We start from the raw sequence: 20007 nt of genomic DNA, 5'->3' as shown, positions 1-20007 counted from the left end.
GCTTAAAAAGTGCCAAGGGGAATCCGAGAAATTAGAGAAAATACGCCAAATCCTACCAATAATGCTCCACTAACGGGGTTAATCCAGCTAGACCAGCGTCGCAATTCGAGTAACTTTTTGATCGTTGCCGTAAACGTCCCTGCCAAAATCAAGGGGGTGACGTAGCCAGCTGTGTAAGAGAGTAGCAACACAGCACCTAAAATTAAGTCTTGAGTATTAGCAACCCAACCAAGAAGACTGGCTAGAACAGGTGTGCTGCAAGGAGATGCGACTAAACCAAAAGTTAAGCCAATGCCGTAAGCACGCACTCCTGGTGGTAAATCCTGTGAAATCCAATTAGTATCACCAAAGGAGGGGAATTGCAGAGGTAGAGCTTCTAGTAAGTTTAACCCCATGAGAATGGCAATAATACTGACAATGATCGGCAAACCAATGCCAATTTGACCGTAGACTTTCCCCACTAAACCAGCGATAATGCCCATGCCTGCCAGGGTAGTAGCTAATCCTAGCGCAAACCATGTGGACTGAGCTGCTGCTTGCCAACGGTTTTGGGTTTCATAACCGCCAATATAGCCAATTGTAATTGGCAGCATGGAAAGCATACAGGGTGTCAGGCTGGTAAGTAAACCTGCGGCAAAAATGATGCCAATACTCAGCAAACTCAGGTGGGTCAATTGCTGAGAGACGAGGGTGTTAGCAAATTGTTCGAGTTGATAAATTTGGGCTTGCAGATTCTCCAGCATGGGGTTTTTGTAGGCGGAAATGCTTGTTCTGCTTACATCTTAGCTTATTTTATTGAGTGTACCTTGCTTGGCGACGAGAAGTCGCAGCCACACCAACAAAACCCACCTACGTGGGTTGAAAATACTTGAGCTTTCAAGAGTCTGCGTAACCACGACTTACACTCGCTTGGTGGAAGATATGAGAAGACAAACATCTTGCGTAGTCACTCCAGATCAGCGAAACTTAATGTTGTCTTTTTTACCGATTGATTTACCTGAGAAATTCATGAAAGAGCAAGACTTTTACCGTGCTGATCCCTTAGCCTACTGGCTAATTGAAAAATGCCATTTGACACCTTTGGGTTTAGGAATATTGTTTGGGTGCACTCCCCTTCTCAGTTATTAATTTCCTAAATCTCAGAGGACGTTGGAAAAGTCTGTTTCTTTGTCATGTTGAATGCAGCGTAGCGGAATGAAACATCTCGGTATGTGCCACAAAACCTAGATTCTTCCTGACGCGGAGCGTAAGGAAGAATGACATTTTTATACCTACTGAAACTTTTCCAACACCCTCTTACGCTCCGCTCCAGTCAGAATGACATTTTTATACCTACTGAAACTTTTCCACACCCTCTCAACAGATTCTCATATAACTTTTGATATCTATACTAAGATGAAATCAATTCAGTCAAGAGAAAGAGTGATTTACTGCCACAAATCGTTAGCTTAATAAACAGGAAATGTTTATATATTTGAGGCGGAATCACATGGTTCTTTACAAATTAGCTGATTTTGATCCCAATTACCGCGATACATTTCAAGGTGATGATATTAAAGGGCTTGGTGTTTATACAGAAACAAGTGATGAGAAACTAGGTACAGTTCATGATGTTTTAGTAGATGATGATGGCCATTTCCGTTATTTAGTTGTTGACTTAGGTTTCTGGATTTTTGGTAAAAAAGTATTATTACCAGTTGGTCGTTCTCGCATTGATTATGGTGCTGGTCGTGTTTATTTGATTGGCTTGAATAGACAACAAGCTGAAGAATTACCCGAATTTAATGACCGTTTAGCTGTTGATTACGACTATGAAGAAAGGGTACGTGGAGTATATCGCAATCCCATTTATGCTAACCAACCTCTAGAAACTTCCACACCTCTAGAAGCCTCTATGCCTTTGGAAGCTTCCAGACCATTAGACACAAAAACACCTGCTTATACTCGTGATACTTACAGCTACGAACATGAGCCTTCTTTATTCGGAATTAATGAGCAGAATCATCAAACTCTCAGATTGTATGAAGAACGATTGATTGCGAATAAACGTCGTCAGAAAACTGGCGAAGTGACTGTTGGTAAACACATCGAGACTGAAACTGCACGGGTTGCTGTACCAGTAGAAAGAGAACGGGTTGTGATTGAGCGTGTCACACCAGAAGACGCTGGTACTGTAGTTTCTCCAGGTGTCGCTGACTTCCATGAAGGCGAAGTTGTTCGTGTGGAACTGCATGAAGAAACCCCTGATATCCGCAAAGAAACTGTTTTGCGTGAAGAAGTGAGAGTGAAAAAAGTTGTAGAGCGTGACACTATTGAATCCGAAGAAAAAATTCGTCGGGAAGAATTAGATGTGAATGCTCCTGGTCAAAGAATTGAAGAACGCTAATAGCTGATATTAAATATATCCCCGATTTCTTAAAGAATTCGGGGATCTAAAACTCTCATTTTTTACCAATCATAGAAGTTTAAAAATAGATTATATGTCAGAATATTTATCATCAAAAGCAACTGATAATATCATAATAGCTGATGAAAATAATGTTAATTCACCCATAATTGTAGAAGAACAACATATTCGCCTATTAGAAGAACAACTACGAGTTAATCTGAGAAAAGACAAGATTGGTGAGGTAATTGTTCGTAAGGTTGTTGAAACCGAAATGGTGCAAATTCCTATCCGCAGAGAAAAGCTGATTATTGAACAAATTAGCCCAGAACAAAAACACTTGGCAGAAATTGATTTAAGCCAAGGAGAAATTGCCGGAGTGGAATTAAATCAAAGTTCCAGAGACAAAATTACCAGTTGGAATGGTGGTTTAACTGTCAGTGGCAACTTTAGTTCCCCAAAGATTGCTAGTTTATTATTGAATGCGATCGCTCTAGAACGCAACCACACTTGTCAGCAGGTACAAGTTACCATTATTGTCGAAGATGCAGCACAGCAACACAAGTATCAAGAATGGTTTGATCGTTGTTCTCATGGTCAATCACTGCCAGTTCATCCTGGATGAATCTATGCTTTAGTAATGTTGTGGCGATCGCTCGACTTTAATAAATATGCCATATCAGGGCCGGAAGGAATAATCCCACCTGGATTGAGGGGAAAAAGGTTGCCATAATAATCTTGTTTCACGCTTTCTAAGTCGCAAGTATCAGCAACACCTGTTAACTGATACAAGTCACGCAAGTATGGGCCTAAATTCTCGTAATCTTGGATGCGGCGGCGGTTACATTTAAATAATCCATAGTACACAATGTCAAATCGAAACAATGTGGTAAAGAACCGCACATCGGCTAAAGTCACCGCATCGCCACAGAGGTAACGGTTATGAACTAAAGCTGCGTCAATTTCATCTAGGGTGGTAAATAATTCATCACAGGCTTTGTTGTAAGCCGCTTGTGTTTGGGCAAAACCGCAACGATACACACCATTATTGACGCTGGCGTAAATCTTCTCATTCCACCAGTCAATTTTTTGTTTTAGTGCTTCTGGATAAAGATTTAAGGTGGGATTTAAAGCAAACTCATTGAACTCTGAGTTCAGCATGACAATAATCTCTGCACTCTCATTATTAACAATAGTCTTTGTTTGCTTGTCCCACAACACCGGTACGGTAGCGCGGCCACTATAACCTGGTTGGGCTAGTGCGTACAATTGCGCTAAACTCTGACAACCTAACTCTGGAGATTTCAATACCCAACCACCTGACTCTGGTGAAGGTACAACAATCGATACAGAAATTGTCTGTGCTAATCCTTTCAGCGCTCTGACAACTAATGTTCGATGGGCCCAAGGACAACCCAAGCCAACATAAAGAGTATAACGTCCCGATGCTGGTGGGTAAATATCATCTCCAGTTTTGATAAAATTCCGGAACTGGCTACTGGGACGAATATACTCCCCTGTTTGGTTACGTGGTGCAAGCTTTGACATCATTATTTGCCAAAGTGTCGTCCAAACAAACTTACCCAATCCAATAATGAGCTGAGGAGGCAAAGATTTGCCCTGTTTCTGTGTCTTGCTGATATTGGTCATATTCGGAACTACCCATCAAATCACAGGGTAAGATTTTTTTAAACATCTATGACTATCTTAAATATATAGGAATCCGCGTTGCCCGAAATCTCTCTAGAGACGTTGCACTGCAACGTCTCTACTAATTATCTATTGACAAAAAAGCCAGAAAATTTAGTGACACTGCCTAAGTCCTATTGTTATGGCTAGGTGTTGTTGGGTATTGTTCTCAAACCGTTTTCAGCGCATACCAAAAAATAATTAATAAAAGATTGTGAAATGTATCATATTTGTTTAAGATTAGGTTATCAATACTGAACCTCGTCAGTATTAATTCATTTTTGAGAGCCAATAGCTACAGGAGTATTGTTGCCTAACCCAGATGGTGTACAAATAGGAGACAGAGTTTTGATTCTCAGTCCAGGATATATTGCTGGCGAGTTTGGCGTAGTGTGTGGTCGAGAGTCACGCTCAGATGGTCAACCAAGTAAACGCTGGTTGATTAAAATAGACTCGGAGAAAGACAATATCGTCGTATCCCTACTCTCCGGTGAGTTTCAGATCATTAGCTCAGAATTAGAGTAATTCCGCAAACATTTTCCATAGCAATGTTTTAGCATTGCCATGCAACTAAACTGACTAATGACTAATGACTAATAACTATTCCCTTTCTTAGAGGACGTTTGAAAAGTCTGTTTCTTTGTCATGTTGAATGGAGCGTAGCGGAATGAAACATCTCGGTATGTGCCACAAAACCTAGATTCTTCCTGACGCTCCGCTCCAGTCAGAATGACATTTTTATACCTACTGAAACTTTTCAAACACCCTCTTAAAGTGACAACATATTTTTAGTCAACAGAGACTACCCACATTTCTCACAAGCAGTAGGGGCGGGTTAATACAGTTATCAGTTATCAGTTAACGCTGATTCAATTATCTTGACTGATAACTGTTCACTGTTAAAGTGGGCGACTTAAACCCAATTATCTTAACTGATAACTGTTTACTGATAACTGATAACTGATTTAACCTGCCTCTATGACCTCTGGACTAGACAGGTGTACTTCATCGGCATGAAAATCTCGAAAAATTATTAGTTTTAAAGTTGAATTAATAAATCATCAATTGTTTGGAAAAGTAGTTGTGTTGTTTCTTTGGTAGATTCCTCGTTATGCAAAAGTGTTTCCAATATACGCTTTAAATTTAACAGCTTGATACTGTTAGGAACTGAAGCTGATAATATCGCTTGTATAGCTTGCTGATGACCAACTGCTCCTAAATCAAATATAGCGGCCCAACGCAAATACATATTGTCATGATGGAGATTTTTGACAATACGTTCAATATATTGCGTCTCCTGAGTTAACAAATACATATATCGAGCAGCTGCACATTGTACACGCTCAGAATAGTGTTGCAGAAATGGTTCAATTTGTGGACGAACTGACCAAACTTGTAAAGTAGCTAATGCTTCAATCAAAGCTTCATAGGGTTGCTCGTGATGAGATTGCAAAAGGTTGAGTAAAGGATTGACAGCCCTTTGATCACCGATTGTAGCTAAAGCTGCGATCGCTGCTTCTCTAAGACGCAAATCTTCATCACATTCCAACGCCATAATTAACGCGGGTACTGCTTGGGGATTTTTCAATTGTCCTAAAGCTCGTGCAGCTTGACGGCGCAGGGGATAACCTCCCGATGTCAGACGATAGCGCTCATCAAATAAGGCTGTACACAATGCTCCACAACCAGCTTGCACGTTATGTTTGCCTAGCCACCAAGCCGCATAATAACGAATTTGGTTATCATCACTAGACAACGCTGCGATCGCTGTTTCTGGTGAAAGAATGGGTTCAGTAGAGTTAGCCGTGGTCATTGTCAATGTGGGTAATGGGTAATGGGTAATAGGAAATGGAGAATAGGGTAGAAAGCAATTTCTGTCTCATCTCACCCCACTCCCTACTCCCCACTCCCTACTCTTTTACACTGGCGAAATCTTAACTATCTTACCGCCACGTTTGTGAATTTCTTGGTATGTGCTGGAAAGACGATCATAAGGGACAGTATATACTTGGCGGCTGCGACGGACTGCGACTCTTGTATCTCCACCGGCGATCGCTTCAACCACAAACATTCTACTATCTCCTCGTGCCGCCGAACTGATGAGAGTTGGAGCTGCGGATACAAAACTTGTACCTGCGGAGGTTGGTGGCAAAATCCCGTTAGCCAAATTCAAGGATATTTTGGTACGCAGGCGAGAATTTTTACCTCCCATCTGAGCATTATCACTGTTACCACGACCCCGATAAAGCTCAAATATGCGGTTAAATCCTACGGTTTTCATGCCAGGAATTGAGGCAAATCCTTGGTAATAAGGCACGATTGAGTTACCAAAAGCATTGTCATATTCTGTGCTATAGATATATGATTCTATATCAGCATCGTAGCCATGAGCAGCATACAAGTCTACATGGTAAGCAATCTCTGATTGATCGTAGGGCGCACGTCCCAGTAAGTGCTTATAGTTGAGTTCGATAAACCGCACCTGGGAGTTTTTATAAAAAAAGCATTCTTTATAAAAATCAGATTTTGCTAATGTCTCAACAAACTGCCGCACACTAATGTTACCGTTGCGCAATAAAGCTTCCGCACTGGTAAATTTTTGGCTAGCATATACACCTTGCCGACCAAAAATTTGTTCATAAGCAGCACGAAAGACTCTTTGCAATTCGTCTTCGCTCCAATTCTGGCGCAGCTCAATCTTAGTGCTGATTGCGTCTTTAATTCCTAGCCGTTCTGCGACGGAACTACTCATTTTAACAATCGCTCCTTATCTTAAATTTGTACGGAAAATGAAGAAGAATTCAGAAGTCAGAATACAGGAGTCAGAATCAATGTAATTTAAATTAGTCCTTAGCTCAGTGAGTAAACTTTCTACTCAAAAAACTAATGACTAATGACTAATGACTAATGACTAATGACCAATGACTAATGACTACTTAATAAATTTGGGTCTTCGGTAGTAGAAAAATGCTACAACTAAAGTAGATAAACCACAATTAATCCAAATCTTCTGACTAGTATTGAAGGCTTGAAGATGAAATTTTGTTTATCTATTAATTGAGCAATTATCTATTGCCAAAGACCCATGATTTTTGTCTTAGCTTAAAGCGTTAATTGCATAGTTGAGGTAGATATTAGCTTCACCACCAACATCACCGCTTAAACCATGATTGTCACGGACAAATTCTAGTGCAGCAACATACCAGCTAGGAGATAAACCAAGAGCGCTGTTAAGTTCACTCAAGCCAGCAACTACATATTCATCTAAAGGCCCAGTACCACCAACTACACAGCAGTAGCTAATAGTGCGGAGATAGTGATCAATATCTCGTACACATTTAGCTTTGCCTTCTGAGGTGGAAGCGTATTGAGGGCCACTCATTTGAGTGGTGTAGGGGAACTTTTGATATACATGATTTGCTGCTGCTTCTGCCCATTTTTTACCATTATTAGAGAAAGCTTTAGCAGCTTCTAAACCAGCGCGAGCGCGGTTGAAACGACCAAAAACCGCTTGCATTTCAGTGTTGCTGAGGTAAGAACCACGCAGATCAGCAGCAGAAATTGCTTCAGTCAAAGGTGTTTTCATGATGATCCTAATCTCCTGGATTTATGAATGAATTGTTAACAGTCAGTGGAAAAAATTAGACAGCAATATTTATTAAACAACTGCAGAAGCAGCGCGATCAAAATAGCTAGCTAATTCAGAAATTAACTGACTACAATCACCTTTGGTAATACCATTAGAATCGTTAGCGATCGCTACTGCGGCATCTTTCATTTTTTGAATTCCAGAAGCTACCGCATCACCAGGAGTACCAAGCGCTTGATATGTTTCTCTTAGACCATTTAAGCAGCGATCGTCCATTGCACTAGTATCACCAGCTAATACAGAATAGGTAACATAGCGTAGGATAAATCCTAAATCACGCAGACAAGCAGCTTGGTTACGGTTATGGAAACAAGCACCGCCAGCATTAAAAATTTGTGGGCGTTCAGCAACTAATCCACGATAAGCATTAGCCACAATAGAGGAAGCATTGCTAGTAAGTCTGTTAACGATATCTAAGCGCTTATTGCTATCAGCGACTAATGCTGATAATCCATTGATTTCATCACCACTTAGATATGTACCTTTTCTATCTGCTTGTTCAACTACTTTGGAAAAAGCGTCAAGCATTTTCTGTTCCTCACTAAAGGTTATTGCAATATTTATGAGGTTGATGGCAATCAATAATGGAAGACAAAAAGCTGTAATTTAAAACTACATCTGTTTCCAATTAAGATTGGAAATAAGCACACATTAGTGCGATTTTTTATTTTAAAAACAGCAATTTGTTTTGGTATTTTTAATTGCTTGTAAAACCTTAGTTCGTATTTTATATATGCCTTGAGTGAATTTCTTATTAAGTTTTGTAAGATAGTGTTAATCCACACAGATTTTCTCGAAAGTCTTTATTTAATCAATGTTTCAGTCAATTTCTATCTAAATAGCTTAAGAATAGTACAATTATGTTTACGCAACTTAATAAAGTCTCTCAGCTAATTTTTATATTGGTAGCAAATAAAGCTTATATAACATCTAATATTGATGGCAAGACCTATAGATATGCTCTTATTGAAAAGACTTATCAATAAATATTGTATCTTATATCACAAAAAACAATTTTTATTGGCTAAAAAAAAATTGTTTTCCGAGTAAAAGTCAAGGTAGACAATAATTCTTGATGAGTTCACAAGTACCCATATATCTTGTTCTCATCGACTATCACTGCTTCTTACTGCAAATATTATGAAAAATCTATATGTATTGATTTGTAAAGTTGAGTGACAAAAACTCAGAAAATTTTTTACGTTTTTTTCTCAGAAGACATAGCACCTCGTCGGCGGAGAACCTCCAACAGGGTTGTGAATGTTTGGGGAATGGGTGCTGTGACAGCAATCTCTTCTTCAGATACGGGATGCTGCAATTGTAGTTTCCAAGCGTGGAGTGCTTGACCAGGTAAATTAACTCCCACAGAATGACCAGAACCGTAAAGGCGATCACCGACAATGGGATGACCAATCTTAGTACTGTGGACACGGATTTGATGAGTGCGTCCAGTTTCCAGTTGGAAGTGCATCAATGTATAATTACCAAGACGTTCTTGCACTTGCCAATGAGTGATGGCTGACCTACCGCCTTGTTCTATGGGGACAATCGCCATTTTCTTGCGGTCTTGGGGATGGCGACCAATAGGTAAATCTACTATACCAGTGGGAGTTTTTGGCGCACCATAAACTACACCTAAATATTCTCGGCGTGCGGTTTTGGCTTGCAGTTGTGCTTGCAGGTGTTGATAAGCAAGATCGGTTTTAGCGATCGCAATTGCTCCTGTGGTATCTTTATCTAGACGATGGACAATTCCTGGCCTTTGTACACCACCAATACCAGGGAGATGGGGACAATGTGCTAGCAAAGCATTGACCAATGTACCATCAGGATGTCCGGGTGCAGGATGAACCACCAAACCTGCTGGTTTATTGAGAATCAACAGCTGATCATCTTCGTAGAGAATATCGAGGGGAATAGCTTCTGCTTGCAGTGCTAGCGGTTGTACTTCGGGAATTGCTAAAGTAATGCGATCGCCTACTTTCAGATTTATCTTTTTCGATGTACAGACTTTGCCGTTAACCTGAACTTGACCCTGTTCAATTAGCTGCTGAATTCGAGAACGAGAAAAATCTGGTAACTCTTCAGCTAGGTAACGGTCGATGCGTTCACTATTATCCTCAACTTGTAAAAAAAATTCGTTCAAAATTGCCGTAAGCCCCATTGCACAAGTAGCATAGTTAATTCTAACGAATTCAGACTTATATCAATTCTCAAAAACTTGGCAACAGATTAAAACTCTGAAAACTACACACAATCTGGATTTATTAATTACTAATTACGAATTACGAATTACGAATTATTAAGTACTTCTCCAGTCGGCACTCTAAAATAAAAGAGATACTCCCAGCCATCAAGACTGCTATGTACCAAACTGACCCACCACTTCCCCCTAGCGAAGTCATGCCCACAATGTATGATTTGCCTAGCGAAGATCCACAAGACCAAGATACACCTGAGCAAGTTCATCCCCGTCCACCGTGGGAAACCATGCCTACCATGTATGATCTTCCTAGTGAAGATCCAGAGGAACCAGGTTTGCCAGACGAATTCCACGACTTTCAACCTCAACTATTGCGGGAAACTTGCCAACCCCCAAGTTATCCCACTGAGGAAATGTTCATTGGCACAGATTTAAACTTATATTATGATGCTCGCAATCGGTTGTGGCAAAAAAGACCAGACTGGTTTTTAGTCTTAGGTGTAGCCCGCGCTCAACAACAACAACAAATGCGCCTCAGTTATGTTGTTTGGCAAGAGGGCATAGCGCCATTCCTCGTAGTAGAATTACTCTCACCGGGTACAGAAGCCGAAGATTTGGGGCAAACCTTAAGAGATGCTAAAAAGCCCCCGACAAAATGGCAAGTATATGAACAAAACTTACGCATTCCTTACTACATCGTATTTGACCGCTATCAAAATCAGTTGCGCGTGTTCCAATTAACAGCAACACAATATCAAGCAGTAGATGTTCCAGAACAGAAGTTTTGGTTTGAGGAATTGCAATTGGGTTTGGGAGTTTGGCAGGGGCGCTATCAGCAAATAGAGGGTTTGTGGCTACGTTGGTATGATGCTACAGGTAACTGGATTCCCACTCCAGAGGAACGGGCGGAACAAGAACACTTACGGGCGGAACTACTAGCCCAAAGATTGCGATCGCTCGGTGTAGATCCAGATACACTATAAGTTGCGTCAGGACACAATCTGATTCATCTTTTCTTTAAAAATTAATCATAAAATTTACACATTATTTTTATTCTTCCAGAGAAATTAGATTAACCTGGAATTTATTCAAGTCTTTAGTGCTAGACAAAAGCAACGATTTTGAGGGCGCACCATACTGCTGAAAAATTCATCCTGAATTCTGACGACTGACTCCTGAATTCTGTTTGATAAATCTCAGTTTCTCAGATGCAAATTTAAGTCAGATATAGCCAGTATTCAATAGTCTTAAGTATTACTAGTGTTTGCACTTATTTTTTCCTTATCCTGATTCAGACTTGATTTTTCTCTAAGTAATAAGCGTAAATCTATAATATTTAATACTGATGGGTTTGAGCCAATATACCTATATTGAGTACTTGCTGTATTGTTAGACTAGCAAGATTAATCAAAGATACAGAAAGCCAAACTCATTTTTGGCAGACTGTTTCCTAGTAATCACTGGCACTATTTTGCTTTTTAGCATGAGCTGCATAAAAAATTCCCACGAGTCAGTAATTAGTTTATTGACTCAAATCTAGATTGCTAAATTTACAAAAATATATTTTTTAAATCACAAAACCAAAATTATGAAAACCCTTCCTATTAATAGATATAGATTTTTTCAAAAATTACAACCACTATCTCTATTAAAAAAAATTACTGGTAAGACAATTACTGGTTGCTTGCAAGTATTTAGTACTACAGGCACTTGGTCATTGTATGTAGAAGAAGGCAAGCTGATTTATGCTTGTTATTCAGAGAGAATGTTTGAGCCGCTTTACAGACATTTGCAAAATTTAAGCCAACAAATTGCCACACTCCCCAGAGAAATTAATGAGCAGCTACGAGTGATTTTTGAAAATGGAATTGATAGCCAAGCAATCCCCAATCCAGATTATTTAGCTATTTGTTGGTTAGTCAACCAGAGATACATTAGTCCGTCACAAGCAGCGATGCTGATAGAAAAGCTAGCATTAGAAGTCTTAGAAACATTTCTCATGTTAGAAGAAGGAAGTTACGAATTTATTCCTGAAAGTTTTTTAGATGATTTACCCAAATTTTGTTACTTAAACTTGCGATTATTAGTAGAACAATGTCAACAACCTGGACGTGTTCAGGAAGAGTTTCCACAAGAAGCAGATCATCAAGAATCCTCACCTTATATAGAAAATTATCAATCACAAGTTAATACTCGTTCTGGTGCAACATTTACACGCCAGCCCTATCCAGATACTCAACCTAAAACTGAACCAAGACTACCAACAATTAATAATCGTAAAGCTGGAGAATACGCAAAACGCTATGTATATCAGTCTAATAACAGCAGTCCTAGCTATCAACAGACTTCTCAACCATCTACCGAGAAAAAACTTTATACAATATTTTGTATTGATGATAATCCTATTGTCTTAAATACGATAAAAAACTTTTTAGATGAGCAAGTATTTGCGGTTATCGGTGTTACCGATCCTTTAAAAGCTCTCATGGAAATACTTCACACTAAGCCAGACATAATTTTATTAGATGTTGATCTACCTCATTTAGATGGTTATGAGTTATGTTCTTTATTACGTCAACATTCTCTTTTTAAAAATACACCTGTGATTATGGTATCGGCAAAAGCTAGTCTAATTGATAAAGCTAGAGCTAAGATGGTCAGAGCCTCTGGTCATTTAACCAAACCTTTTACGCAAGGAGATTTACTAAAAGTAATTTTTAAACATATTGTTTAATATTTTTGTGTGTAGATGTTTGATGATTGGCTAATGTTTTAACAGTAAAAACTAATTTTAATGGAGCTTGAGATTGAGTATTACTTGGGCAGGCACAATTTTGATTATTAAAGATTCTTTAAGTGACTTAGATTTAATTAGTAGTTATTTAGAAGAACAAGGCTATAACATTATTAAAGCGACAACGGCTAAGGAGGGTTTAGAAATTACTTTAGAATCAAAACCAGATATCATTGTTACAGATGTGGTGATGCCAGGGAGAACGGGGTTTGAGTTGTGTCGTTTTCTCAAAAGTCATTCGACTCATCAACACATCCCAATTTTAGTTTGTAGTGCTAACAATCAGGAAAATTACCGCATTTGGGCGAGAAAACAAGGTGCTGATGCCTATTTTACTACACCCTTTAGTGCTGAAGATTTGCTGAGTGCAATTGAAGGATTTAGAGCCTATTTATCTAAATAGAATTCAGGAGTCAGGAGTCAGAATTCAGCATGAATTCTGTACGACTGGCAGATGAATAAACGGGTTTAAGCAATAAAATTGTAGGTTGGGGAGCCACTCACGTGGGCGGGTTCCCCGACTTGAGTGAAGTGGCGTTGGAGGCTTTGCGTAACCCAACATTCTGATCTCTGTTGGGTTGCGCTACGCTTAACCCAACCTACGGCCAATGCACTATTTTAGCTGTGTCAATCCACTACTATTGCACTAATATAGTGGGGGACTTAAACCCAATTATCTTGACTGATAACTGATAACTGTTAATCCTACGTCTCTACTGGACGATATCCAGATAAAATCTCGTGTAGATTCACGACTGAACCAATAACGGCGATCGCTGGCGCATCAAATCCTGTTTTCTCTACTAGTTGTACAATTGTCTCTAATTCGCCAATTAATTCTTCCTGTTCAGGACGTGTCCCCCAGCGTACCAAAGCAATGGGCGTTGCTAAACTCAATCCAGCCTGACTTAACTGTTCTACAATATAAGCTAAGTTGTGGATACCCATGTAAATCACAATTGTCTCAGAACCGTGAGCGATCGCTTGCCAATTTACCTTCGGTCTATACTTACCGGCGGATTCATGTCCAGTGACAAAAGTTACGGATGAACTATACAACCGATGGGTTAACGGTATACCTGCATAGGCTGGAGCCGCAATACCCGATGTAATCCCCGGCACAACCTCCACGGGAACACCTGCGGCAACTAAATCAGCCATCTCTTCGCCACCACGCCCAAAAATGAAGGGATCACCACCTTTGAGCCGGACGATAATGGCGTGATCTTGAGCTTTGTCAATGAGTAGCTGAGTTGTGGCTTCCTGTAATAGTGAATGTCGTCCCATGCGCTTACCAGCGTCGATTTGTTCTGCTTGGGGATTAATCATCGCCAAAATCGCTGGACTGACAAGAGCATCATAAATCACCACATCAGCACATTCTAAGATACTCTTGCCCTTGAGCGTCATCAATCCTGGATCTCCCGGCCCCGCACCCACCAAATAAACTTTACCCAAATTCTTTTGTCCCTGATTGTCTGTGCGGTTCATGTGTCAATCAAATCCCCAATCAAATCGGCTAATTCGGCATTGGCTCCCAAGGGTTGAGCTAAGTAAAAATTTACCCCAGGAAATTGTAATTTTAGCGCCTCAATTGCCTGAGCGATCGCATCAGTGATGCCACCAGGAAATATGAAGTATGGCAAAATCGCAATTTCTCTGTAGCCAGTAGCTACCAACTCTGTTATACGCGATTCTAAACTAGGAGCTACAGACCAATAAGCAGCCACTGCACCAATATTTGCGGCGATAGTTTCCACCGGCTGTTGAGAACCGGGACGACGGCTACCATGAGCGAGTAAAATCCAGGCTTGTGCTTTCATCGTAGCCATTTGCGCTGCTAAAAATTTTTGCAAGCCTGGATGACTACCTAGATATGGTTGTAATTCAATCAAGATATCTTTACCTACAGCCTGTTGTGCTTGTGAGACTTCATGGGGAATGTCATTCATCACATGAACACCCGGAAGCAAAAACAGGGGAATAACTTGCAGACGATGATAACCAAAATCTACAGCCGTTTGCGCCAAATGCCTAATCTGCTGATGTAATGGTTCAGGACTGAGTTCTAGATATCCTGTACCTACTAAATTTTGAGGCATTTGTAATTTGTCAGCTACTAAATGAGCCAGTTGTTTCATAGCAATTTGGGGACGGCGATCGCGGCTCCCGTGAGATACTAGCAGATACGCAGATAGCATGGGGGAGTGGGGAGTGAGGGAGTGAGGGAGTGAGGGAGTGCTGAGTGCTGAGTGCTGAGTGCTGAGTAATGAGTGAGGGAGTAGTGAAATAATTACCATTGCCCATTGACCATTGACTATTGACTATTGACTAATGACTATTGACCATTGACCATTGACCATTGACTAATGACTAAAACAACATAAAGAAATTGGTTTTTTAAGTTTCAAAATCATATGATAAATGTAGTAACTAGGGATACAGAAATTAAAGTTGTATTCCTGTCTACTTGATAATCCGGGGTGTATGAGTACAGCTTAATATATCGCCAAACATATTCTCAAAATCGTATCAAAGCCTTACACATTAAGTTTTTTGTAGCGAGTACAAAAACTCTCAACCCTGCGCTGAGAAATACTAGAACCCTGCATTTAAAACACTAGTACCTCCACCCCAAGAGAATTTTTTAGCTTGGTGAGGTTGGGGTTTGTAGCTATTGAGTACAAGCTTAATTAATCCAATAAATCCAATCGGCAATTAATGTACTGTCTGCTTTGGAGCAGTCTGATATAAGCATAAAAATAGCACAAGGCTCTTTTAACCAGACAGTACCGATGCAACAGTCTTTAGACAGTATCGATGAGAATCTCCAGGATTCTCCAAACACCTCCTGGCTGAAAAGTTTACTCATGGGCATTTTTTTAGAGCCATTGTTGAGTGATTTTCAGATTATTTTTGAACGTGATCCCGCCGCGCGTAATTGGTTGGAGGTGGTGTTTTGCTATCCAGGATTGCACGCCATCTGTTTGCATCGTCTTGCCCATTGGTTACACAGTCGGGGGGTAGTCTTCTTCCCGCGTTTAATTTCTCATTTGGGGCGATTTCTCACGGGAATTGAAATTCACCCAGGTGCAGAGATTGGCAAAGGTGTATTTATCGATCACGGCATGGGTGTTGTCATTGGTGAGACGGCGATTGTTGGGGATTATGCCCTGATTTATCAAGGTGTCACTTTGGGCGGTACTGGCAAGGAAAGCGGTAAACGCCATCCGACTGTTGGTAATCACGTGGTAGTGGGTTCAGGGGCCAAGGTTTTAGGCAATATTCACATAGGCGATCGCGTGCGGATTGGCGCAGGTTCGGTGGTGTTGCGTGATGTTCCTCCAGATTCCACCGTTGTGGGCATTCCGGGGCGCATTATTTCTCGTCAGCCCAAAACTGATCTCTGTCCTCTGGAACACGGTAAGTTACCGGATGTAGAGGCTAATGTGATCCGTTCTTTGCTCTCCCGGATTGAGCAATTGGAACAACAACTGCAAACCCTAACAAATCGTTCCCAGGAAAAAGAACTGTTGACGAAAGATAACTAACTATGTTACCACCTTGTAGTTCTCAAGTGTTGCAAATACCGTTGTGCGATCGCTGGCAAATTTATCACCGATTGCAAGAGTTGACGATTCCCTGTTCCTGTACCACCGATGGTTCATTACGGGTGGAAGTAAATAGTTGTGTGGCAGCAATTTTGGTTCGCAGTACTGTGATGCAATTTCTAGCATCTCGTCAAGAATTAATCGACTGGCTAGAGCGTTGTTGGTACTGCAAGTATGACTAACAAAAGTCATAACTTGCCTATATTTATCCTCAAAAAGTTATCAATGGCAGATCAGGACTTAATGGTGATGCAATTACAAATACTATGAACAGACAGCAAAACATTGTCCTGAAACTATTGATGATTAAAAATGTAAATTCATCTGCTGGATCAATCTTACATTTTTAAATTATTTCTTGATTTATTTGCAAATTTTAATTATGTCCACACGCAACAAAGAGATAGAATTACTCAATTATTTACATGATGAACTGGAGCTTTCAGATAAAGATATGGCTGTGGCTCTCAGACACCGGGAGTTTGATCAAGCCCCTTTACCAATGTTGCTCTGGCAATATGGCTTAGTAAATTTAGACCAATTAGGACAAATTTTAGATTGGTTGCATAACGATATTTAAGACCTTGATTAATCCGTAAAATAACTAGACTTCCGACTTTTTTGAAAAGCTGGAAGTCTTTAAATTTTATTTGCAAAATCATCCACTATCAGTATTTATTTTTTGAGAATTTGTTAATGATTTGTTCAACATTTTATTTCCGAATAATCGCGTAATTTTTCTTAAATTATACATCATTTCTGTTCGCTGCCATACAGATATGTTGTTATTGTTTAGCTAATATTTAAAAATCATGAAGATGAATTATTAATGATGAGAGTTGAGAGGGGTGACTATTCATTCTTCAATGTTGATTACAGGCATTTACCATTACCAGGAAATACGTACAAATCAGCTCTCAATCCAGAAAATATATTAAGAAAAATTCCGAGAAGGATGTTTGAGATGAATAGAATTCTCATTAATGACACTACATTACGTGATGGCGAACAAGCCGCAGGTGTTGCTTTTACCTTAGAAGAGAAAGTAGCGATCGCTAAATTTCTCGATACCATTGGGGTTCCCGAACTAGAAATCGGCATTCCGGCAATGGGTGAAGAAGAAATGCGTGCCATCTCAGCCATTTCTAACTTAGGTTTAAGTGCTAATCTACTCGCTTGGAACCGCGCTGTCATCTCAGATATCAAAGCTTCCATTGCCTGTGGGATGCAGCGAGTCCATATTGCGATTCCCGTTTCGGGTATCCAAATTGCCGCTAAATTTCACGGACAATGGCGGGTAAGTCTGCAAAAGCTCAAAGATTGTGTCAGCTTCGCTGTAGATCAAGGACTTTGGGTAGCTGTGGGTGGGGAAGATTCCTCCAGGGCTGATGACAACTTTCTCTTAGATGTAGCCTTATACGCTCAAGAATGGGGCGCATCACGATTCCGCTTTTGTGATACCGTCGGAGTCCTTGATCCTTTTACCACCTATGGCAAAGTTAAGCAACTTGTCTCAGCTTTAGCCATTCCCGTAGAAGTTCATACCCACAATGACTTTGGTTTAGCCACAGCCAACGCTCTAGCCGGGATTAAAGCTGGTGCAGCTTCGGTGAATACCACTGTCATCGGTTTGGGTGAGCGAGCTGGTAACGCTGCTTTAGAAGAAGTTGTCATGGCTATCAAACGCATCTATGGCGTAGATATGGGGATTGACACACCCCGGTTGTTGGAATTGTCTCAACTAGTCGCGGCGGCTTCTGGTGCTAGCGTACCACCTTGGAAGGCGATCGTTGGTGAAAATACCTTTGCTCACGAATCAGGTATTCATGCTCATGGTGTGCTGCAAAATCCTGTCACTTACGAACCATTTGCCCCAGAAGAAGTTGGTTGGGAAAGACGTTTGGTGTTAGGTAAACATTCTGGACGACATTTAGTTGCTAGTTTGTTAGAACAGCACGGTATTTTTCTCAACCCAGAAGAAACCCAGTCTGTTTTAGATGCAGTTCGTCATCAGTCAGTCAAGAAAAAACGCAGCTTGACGACTGAAGAATTATTGGACTTGGTACAAGAACAGAGGTATTCTCATGCAGCGCGATGAATACGAATTAGATGAGGAACCAACTTTTGAATTGGGGGAGAAAGTTAGACTTCGCAAACTAATTAAAAATGATGGCACATTTCCAGGTAGAGAAATTGGCGAAGTTTTAGCGAAGAAGGGGGAGATTGGTTACGTATCTAGTATTGGAACTTTTTTACAGCGTTCCTATATTTATGCTGTGCATTTCTTGGAAAAAGGAATCATTGTTGGGTGTCGGGAAAAAGAACTAGAATCTGCTGAGGAAAACCATGAGAGTGATGTTACGGGTGGATGATGCTGGTAACTTAACAGTTTATGTTGCCAAAAAAGACTTAGAAGAAGTGGTGGTGAAGCAAACAGATGGTGCTGAAGGCAAGATTCTCACTTTAGCAAATGGTTGGGAATTAGAATTTAGTGAGTTACCAGATGTGGCAAGTTTACCTAAAACTGTCGAGGCTAAACGTCTGTCTTAAAAGTTAAGAGAGGTGGGAAAGGGTAAAAATATTTTTACTTTTTCCTATTTATTTTTGAGGGGGTTTTTAACGCAGAGGGACGCGGAGGTAAGCGCGGCGAAAAGTTCTGTAGGCGGGTTTCCCGCCGTAGGAAACTTTTCAAGACAGAGGAGCGCAGAGTGTTTATTGAGTATTTGGTTTATTGAGGGATTTTGGGTGGCTGAATATGGGTGACAAGTATCTGGGTTTATCGGAGTTGAATCTGGAAGGGCAGTTTCTAGGTTTTGGTGGTGATGAATCAGGAAAACCTAAATATTTACATTTGGGAATTCCTTCGGGAAATTTGCAGATTAAATTACCGAAAGAATTACGTCGTTCTTTGGGTTTATCTTTGGTTCCTGGTGAGCAAGTTCGGGTTTGTGGTGTTAGTCAGTTAAATATTTATACAGGTGAAGTGAAACTGAAAGCTCATCATGTTTCACCAATTGATACTTGTCCCAATTCAGATTTACCATCCCTACCACCAGCGAAAATTATGGTGTGTCAAAAGTCTGGTTGTATCAAACGGGGTGGGAAGGGGTTATTGTCAGAGTTAGAAAAAACTTTGTGCGATCGCGGTTTACTCGACAAGGTACAAATAGAACAAACTGATTGTCAAAAACGCTGTAGCAGCGCTCCTAATTGTGTTTTAATGTTGGGTAAAAAGAAATACAAGAAGATTCATCCAGAAGCGATCGCCTCTTTATTAGAAAGTTACCTCAATACTGATCACCCTTGTCAAGAAGAATAATCAACAATCATTACACATCTCCAAAAAAGAATGTAGAGACGTAGCAGTGCTACGTCTTTTTTAGGTAATTAGGCAGCTTCTCTCATGGGTGTGGGGATAGTTATTTCTGTTAAAGGTAGGGAAAGTTGTTCAGTGTGGGGAACAGCAGCTTGTTCTAATACCTGAATTTCTATATTTACACTAATTAAATAACTACCTGTATCTGTACCAACTGCCTCCGCGATTAGTTTGGCAAATTCTGGGCGTTTTGCTGTCAGTGGGTCACGTAAGATACAGCGATCCCATTCGTGCTTGGCGGTTGGGTTTAAGTTCAGGATGTAATGCTTGATCATATTGCACTGCACCAGGCTGTTTGG

Annotated in this window: 23 protein-coding genes; 13 read left to right on the top strand and 10 right to left on the bottom strand. The window is 40.4% G+C overall.

Features of this window, described 5'->3' with window-relative positions:
- Positions 1–2: 2 nt before the first annotated feature.
- Complete coding sequence (locus FD725_RS02645) at positions 3–743, bottom strand: cytochrome c biogenesis protein CcdA (protein WP_179046688.1); 741 nt, start codon at positions 741–743, stop codon at positions 3–5.
- Between the two features lie 746 nt (positions 744–1489).
- Between FD725_RS02645 and FD725_RS02640 the strand changes: the two genes are divergently transcribed.
- Both FD725_RS02640 and FD725_RS02635 read left to right on the top strand, forming a co-directional pair.
- Positions 1490–2386, top strand: a complete 897-nt coding sequence (locus FD725_RS02640; RefSeq protein WP_179046687.1) for a DUF2382 domain-containing protein — start codon at positions 1490–1492, stop codon at positions 2384–2386.
- Positions 2387–2480: 94 nt separating this feature from the next.
- Positions 2481–3011, top strand: a complete 531-nt coding sequence (locus FD725_RS02635) for a YsnF/AvaK domain-containing protein (protein WP_179046686.1) — start codon at positions 2481–2483, stop codon at positions 3009–3011.
- A gap of 2 nt (positions 3012–3013) precedes the next feature.
- On the opposite strand, the gene FD725_RS02630 is transcribed toward FD725_RS02635, so the two are convergent.
- Complete coding sequence (locus tag FD725_RS02630; RefSeq protein ID WP_179046685.1) at positions 3014–4036, bottom strand: glutathione S-transferase family protein; 1023 nt, start codon at positions 4034–4036, stop codon at positions 3014–3016.
- A gap of 348 nt (positions 4037–4384) precedes the next feature.
- Between FD725_RS02630 and FD725_RS02625 the strand changes: the two genes are divergently transcribed.
- Entirely contained in the window at positions 4385–4600 is a 216-nt protein-coding gene (locus FD725_RS02625) for a hypothetical protein (protein WP_179046684.1), read from the top strand.
- A gap of 514 nt (positions 4601–5114) precedes the next feature.
- On the opposite strand, the gene FD725_RS02620 is transcribed toward FD725_RS02625, so the two are convergent.
- The 5 genes from FD725_RS02620 to FD725_RS02600 form a co-directional block, all read right to left on the bottom strand.
- Complete coding sequence (locus FD725_RS02620; RefSeq protein ID WP_179046683.1) at positions 5115–5888, bottom strand: HEAT repeat domain-containing protein; 774 nt, start codon at positions 5886–5888, stop codon at positions 5115–5117.
- Positions 5889–5993: 105 nt separating this feature from the next.
- Positions 5994–6827 carry a phycobilisome linker polypeptide gene (locus FD725_RS02615; protein ID WP_179046682.1) on the bottom strand — a complete coding sequence of 278 codons (834 nt, stop codon included), beginning with the start codon at positions 6825–6827 and terminating at the stop codon, positions 5994–5996.
- Between the two features lie 345 nt (positions 6828–7172).
- On the bottom strand, positions 7173–7661 hold the full coding sequence (locus FD725_RS02610) for a phycocyanin alpha subunit (protein ID WP_179046681.1): 489 nt from the start codon (positions 7659–7661) through the stop codon (positions 7173–7175).
- Positions 7662–7733: 72 nt separating this feature from the next.
- Positions 7734–8252 carry a phycocyanin subunit beta gene (locus tag FD725_RS02605; RefSeq protein WP_179046680.1) on the bottom strand — a complete coding sequence of 173 codons (519 nt, stop codon included), beginning with the start codon at positions 8250–8252 and terminating at the stop codon, positions 7734–7736.
- Between the two features lie 670 nt (positions 8253–8922).
- A complete protein-coding gene (locus FD725_RS02600; protein WP_372726716.1) occupies positions 8923–9873 on the bottom strand; it encodes an RluA family pseudouridine synthase in 951 nt (316 codons plus the stop codon).
- Between the two features lie 215 nt (positions 9874–10088).
- On the opposite strand from FD725_RS02600, the gene FD725_RS02595 reads away from it, so the two are divergent.
- The 3 genes from FD725_RS02595 to FD725_RS02585 all read left to right on the top strand — a co-directional run bounded on the left by FD725_RS02595 (position 10089) and on the right by FD725_RS02585 (position 13124).
- Positions 10089–10910 (top strand): Uma2 family endonuclease, encoded by an 822-nt coding sequence (locus tag FD725_RS02595; protein WP_179046678.1) that lies wholly within the window; start codon positions 10089–10091, stop codon positions 10908–10910.
- Between the two features lie 605 nt (positions 10911–11515).
- Positions 11516–12661 carry a response regulator gene (locus FD725_RS02590; RefSeq protein ID WP_179046677.1) on the top strand — a complete coding sequence of 382 codons (1146 nt, stop codon included), beginning with the start codon at positions 11516–11518 and terminating at the stop codon, positions 12659–12661.
- A gap of 73 nt (positions 12662–12734) precedes the next feature.
- Positions 12735–13124, top strand: a complete 390-nt coding sequence (locus FD725_RS02585; RefSeq protein ID WP_179046676.1) for a PleD family two-component system response regulator — start codon at positions 12735–12737, stop codon at positions 13122–13124.
- A gap of 302 nt (positions 13125–13426) precedes the next feature.
- On the opposite strand, the gene cobA is transcribed toward FD725_RS02585, so the two are convergent.
- Entirely contained in the window at positions 13427–14212 is a 786-nt protein-coding gene (gene cobA, locus FD725_RS02580) for a uroporphyrinogen-III C-methyltransferase (RefSeq protein WP_179046675.1), read from the bottom strand.
- On the bottom strand, positions 14209–14922 hold the full coding sequence (locus FD725_RS02575; protein ID WP_179051390.1) for a sirohydrochlorin chelatase: 714 nt from the start codon (positions 14920–14922) through the stop codon (positions 14209–14211). The genes cobA and FD725_RS02575 overlap by 4 nt, the downstream gene beginning before the upstream one ends.
- 594 nt (positions 14923–15516) lie before the next feature.
- Here FD725_RS02575 and cysE point away from each other — a divergent pair.
- The 7 genes from cysE (at position 15517) to FD725_RS02540 (ending at position 19651) form a co-directional block, all read left to right on the top strand.
- Complete coding sequence (gene cysE, locus FD725_RS02570) at positions 15517–16272, top strand: serine O-acetyltransferase (protein ID WP_179046674.1); 756 nt, start codon at positions 15517–15519, stop codon at positions 16270–16272.
- Between the two features lie 2 nt (positions 16273–16274).
- Complete coding sequence (locus FD725_RS02565; protein ID WP_179046673.1) at positions 16275–16514, top strand: Asr1405/Asl0597 family protein; 240 nt, start codon at positions 16275–16277, stop codon at positions 16512–16514.
- Between the two features lie 200 nt (positions 16515–16714).
- Positions 16715–16912: a DUF2949 domain-containing protein gene (locus FD725_RS02560; protein ID WP_179046672.1), complete on the top strand. Its 198-nt coding sequence runs from the start codon at positions 16715–16717 to the stop codon at positions 16910–16912.
- 384 nt (positions 16913–17296) lie between these two features.
- Entirely contained in the window at positions 17297–18430 is a 1134-nt protein-coding gene (gene nifV, locus FD725_RS02555; protein WP_179046671.1) for a homocitrate synthase, read from the top strand.
- On the top strand, positions 18417–18704 hold the full coding sequence (locus FD725_RS02550; protein WP_179046670.1) for a nitrogen fixation protein NifZ: 288 nt from the start codon (positions 18417–18419) through the stop codon (positions 18702–18704). Before nifV ends, FD725_RS02550 begins: the two co-directional genes overlap by 14 nt.
- Positions 18679–18882 carry a putative nitrogen fixation protein NifT gene (gene nifT / locus FD725_RS02545; RefSeq protein ID WP_179046669.1) on the top strand — a complete coding sequence of 68 codons (204 nt, stop codon included), beginning with the start codon at positions 18679–18681 and terminating at the stop codon, positions 18880–18882. The genes FD725_RS02550 and nifT overlap by 26 nt, the downstream gene beginning before the upstream one ends.
- A 205-nt stretch (positions 18883–19087) precedes the next feature.
- Positions 19088–19651, top strand: coding sequence for a (2Fe-2S) ferredoxin domain-containing protein (locus FD725_RS02540; RefSeq protein WP_179046668.1), 564 nt, complete (start codon positions 19088–19090; stop codon positions 19649–19651).
- Between the two features lie 68 nt (positions 19652–19719).
- Here the strand turns inward: FD725_RS02540 and FD725_RS02535 are convergent, their stop codons facing one another.
- On the bottom strand, positions 19720–19983 hold the full coding sequence (locus FD725_RS02535) for a hypothetical protein (protein ID WP_179046667.1): 264 nt from the start codon (positions 19981–19983) through the stop codon (positions 19720–19722).
- Between the last annotated feature and the right edge of the window lie 24 nt (positions 19984–20007).

This window comes from Nostoc sp. TCL26-01, assembly GCF_013393945.1.
Classification (GTDB): Bacteria; Cyanobacteriota; Cyanobacteriia; order Cyanobacteriales; family Nostocaceae; genus Trichormus.
Note: the sequence above shows the minus strand (reverse complement) of the source record. Positions and strands in the feature narration are given on the sequence as shown.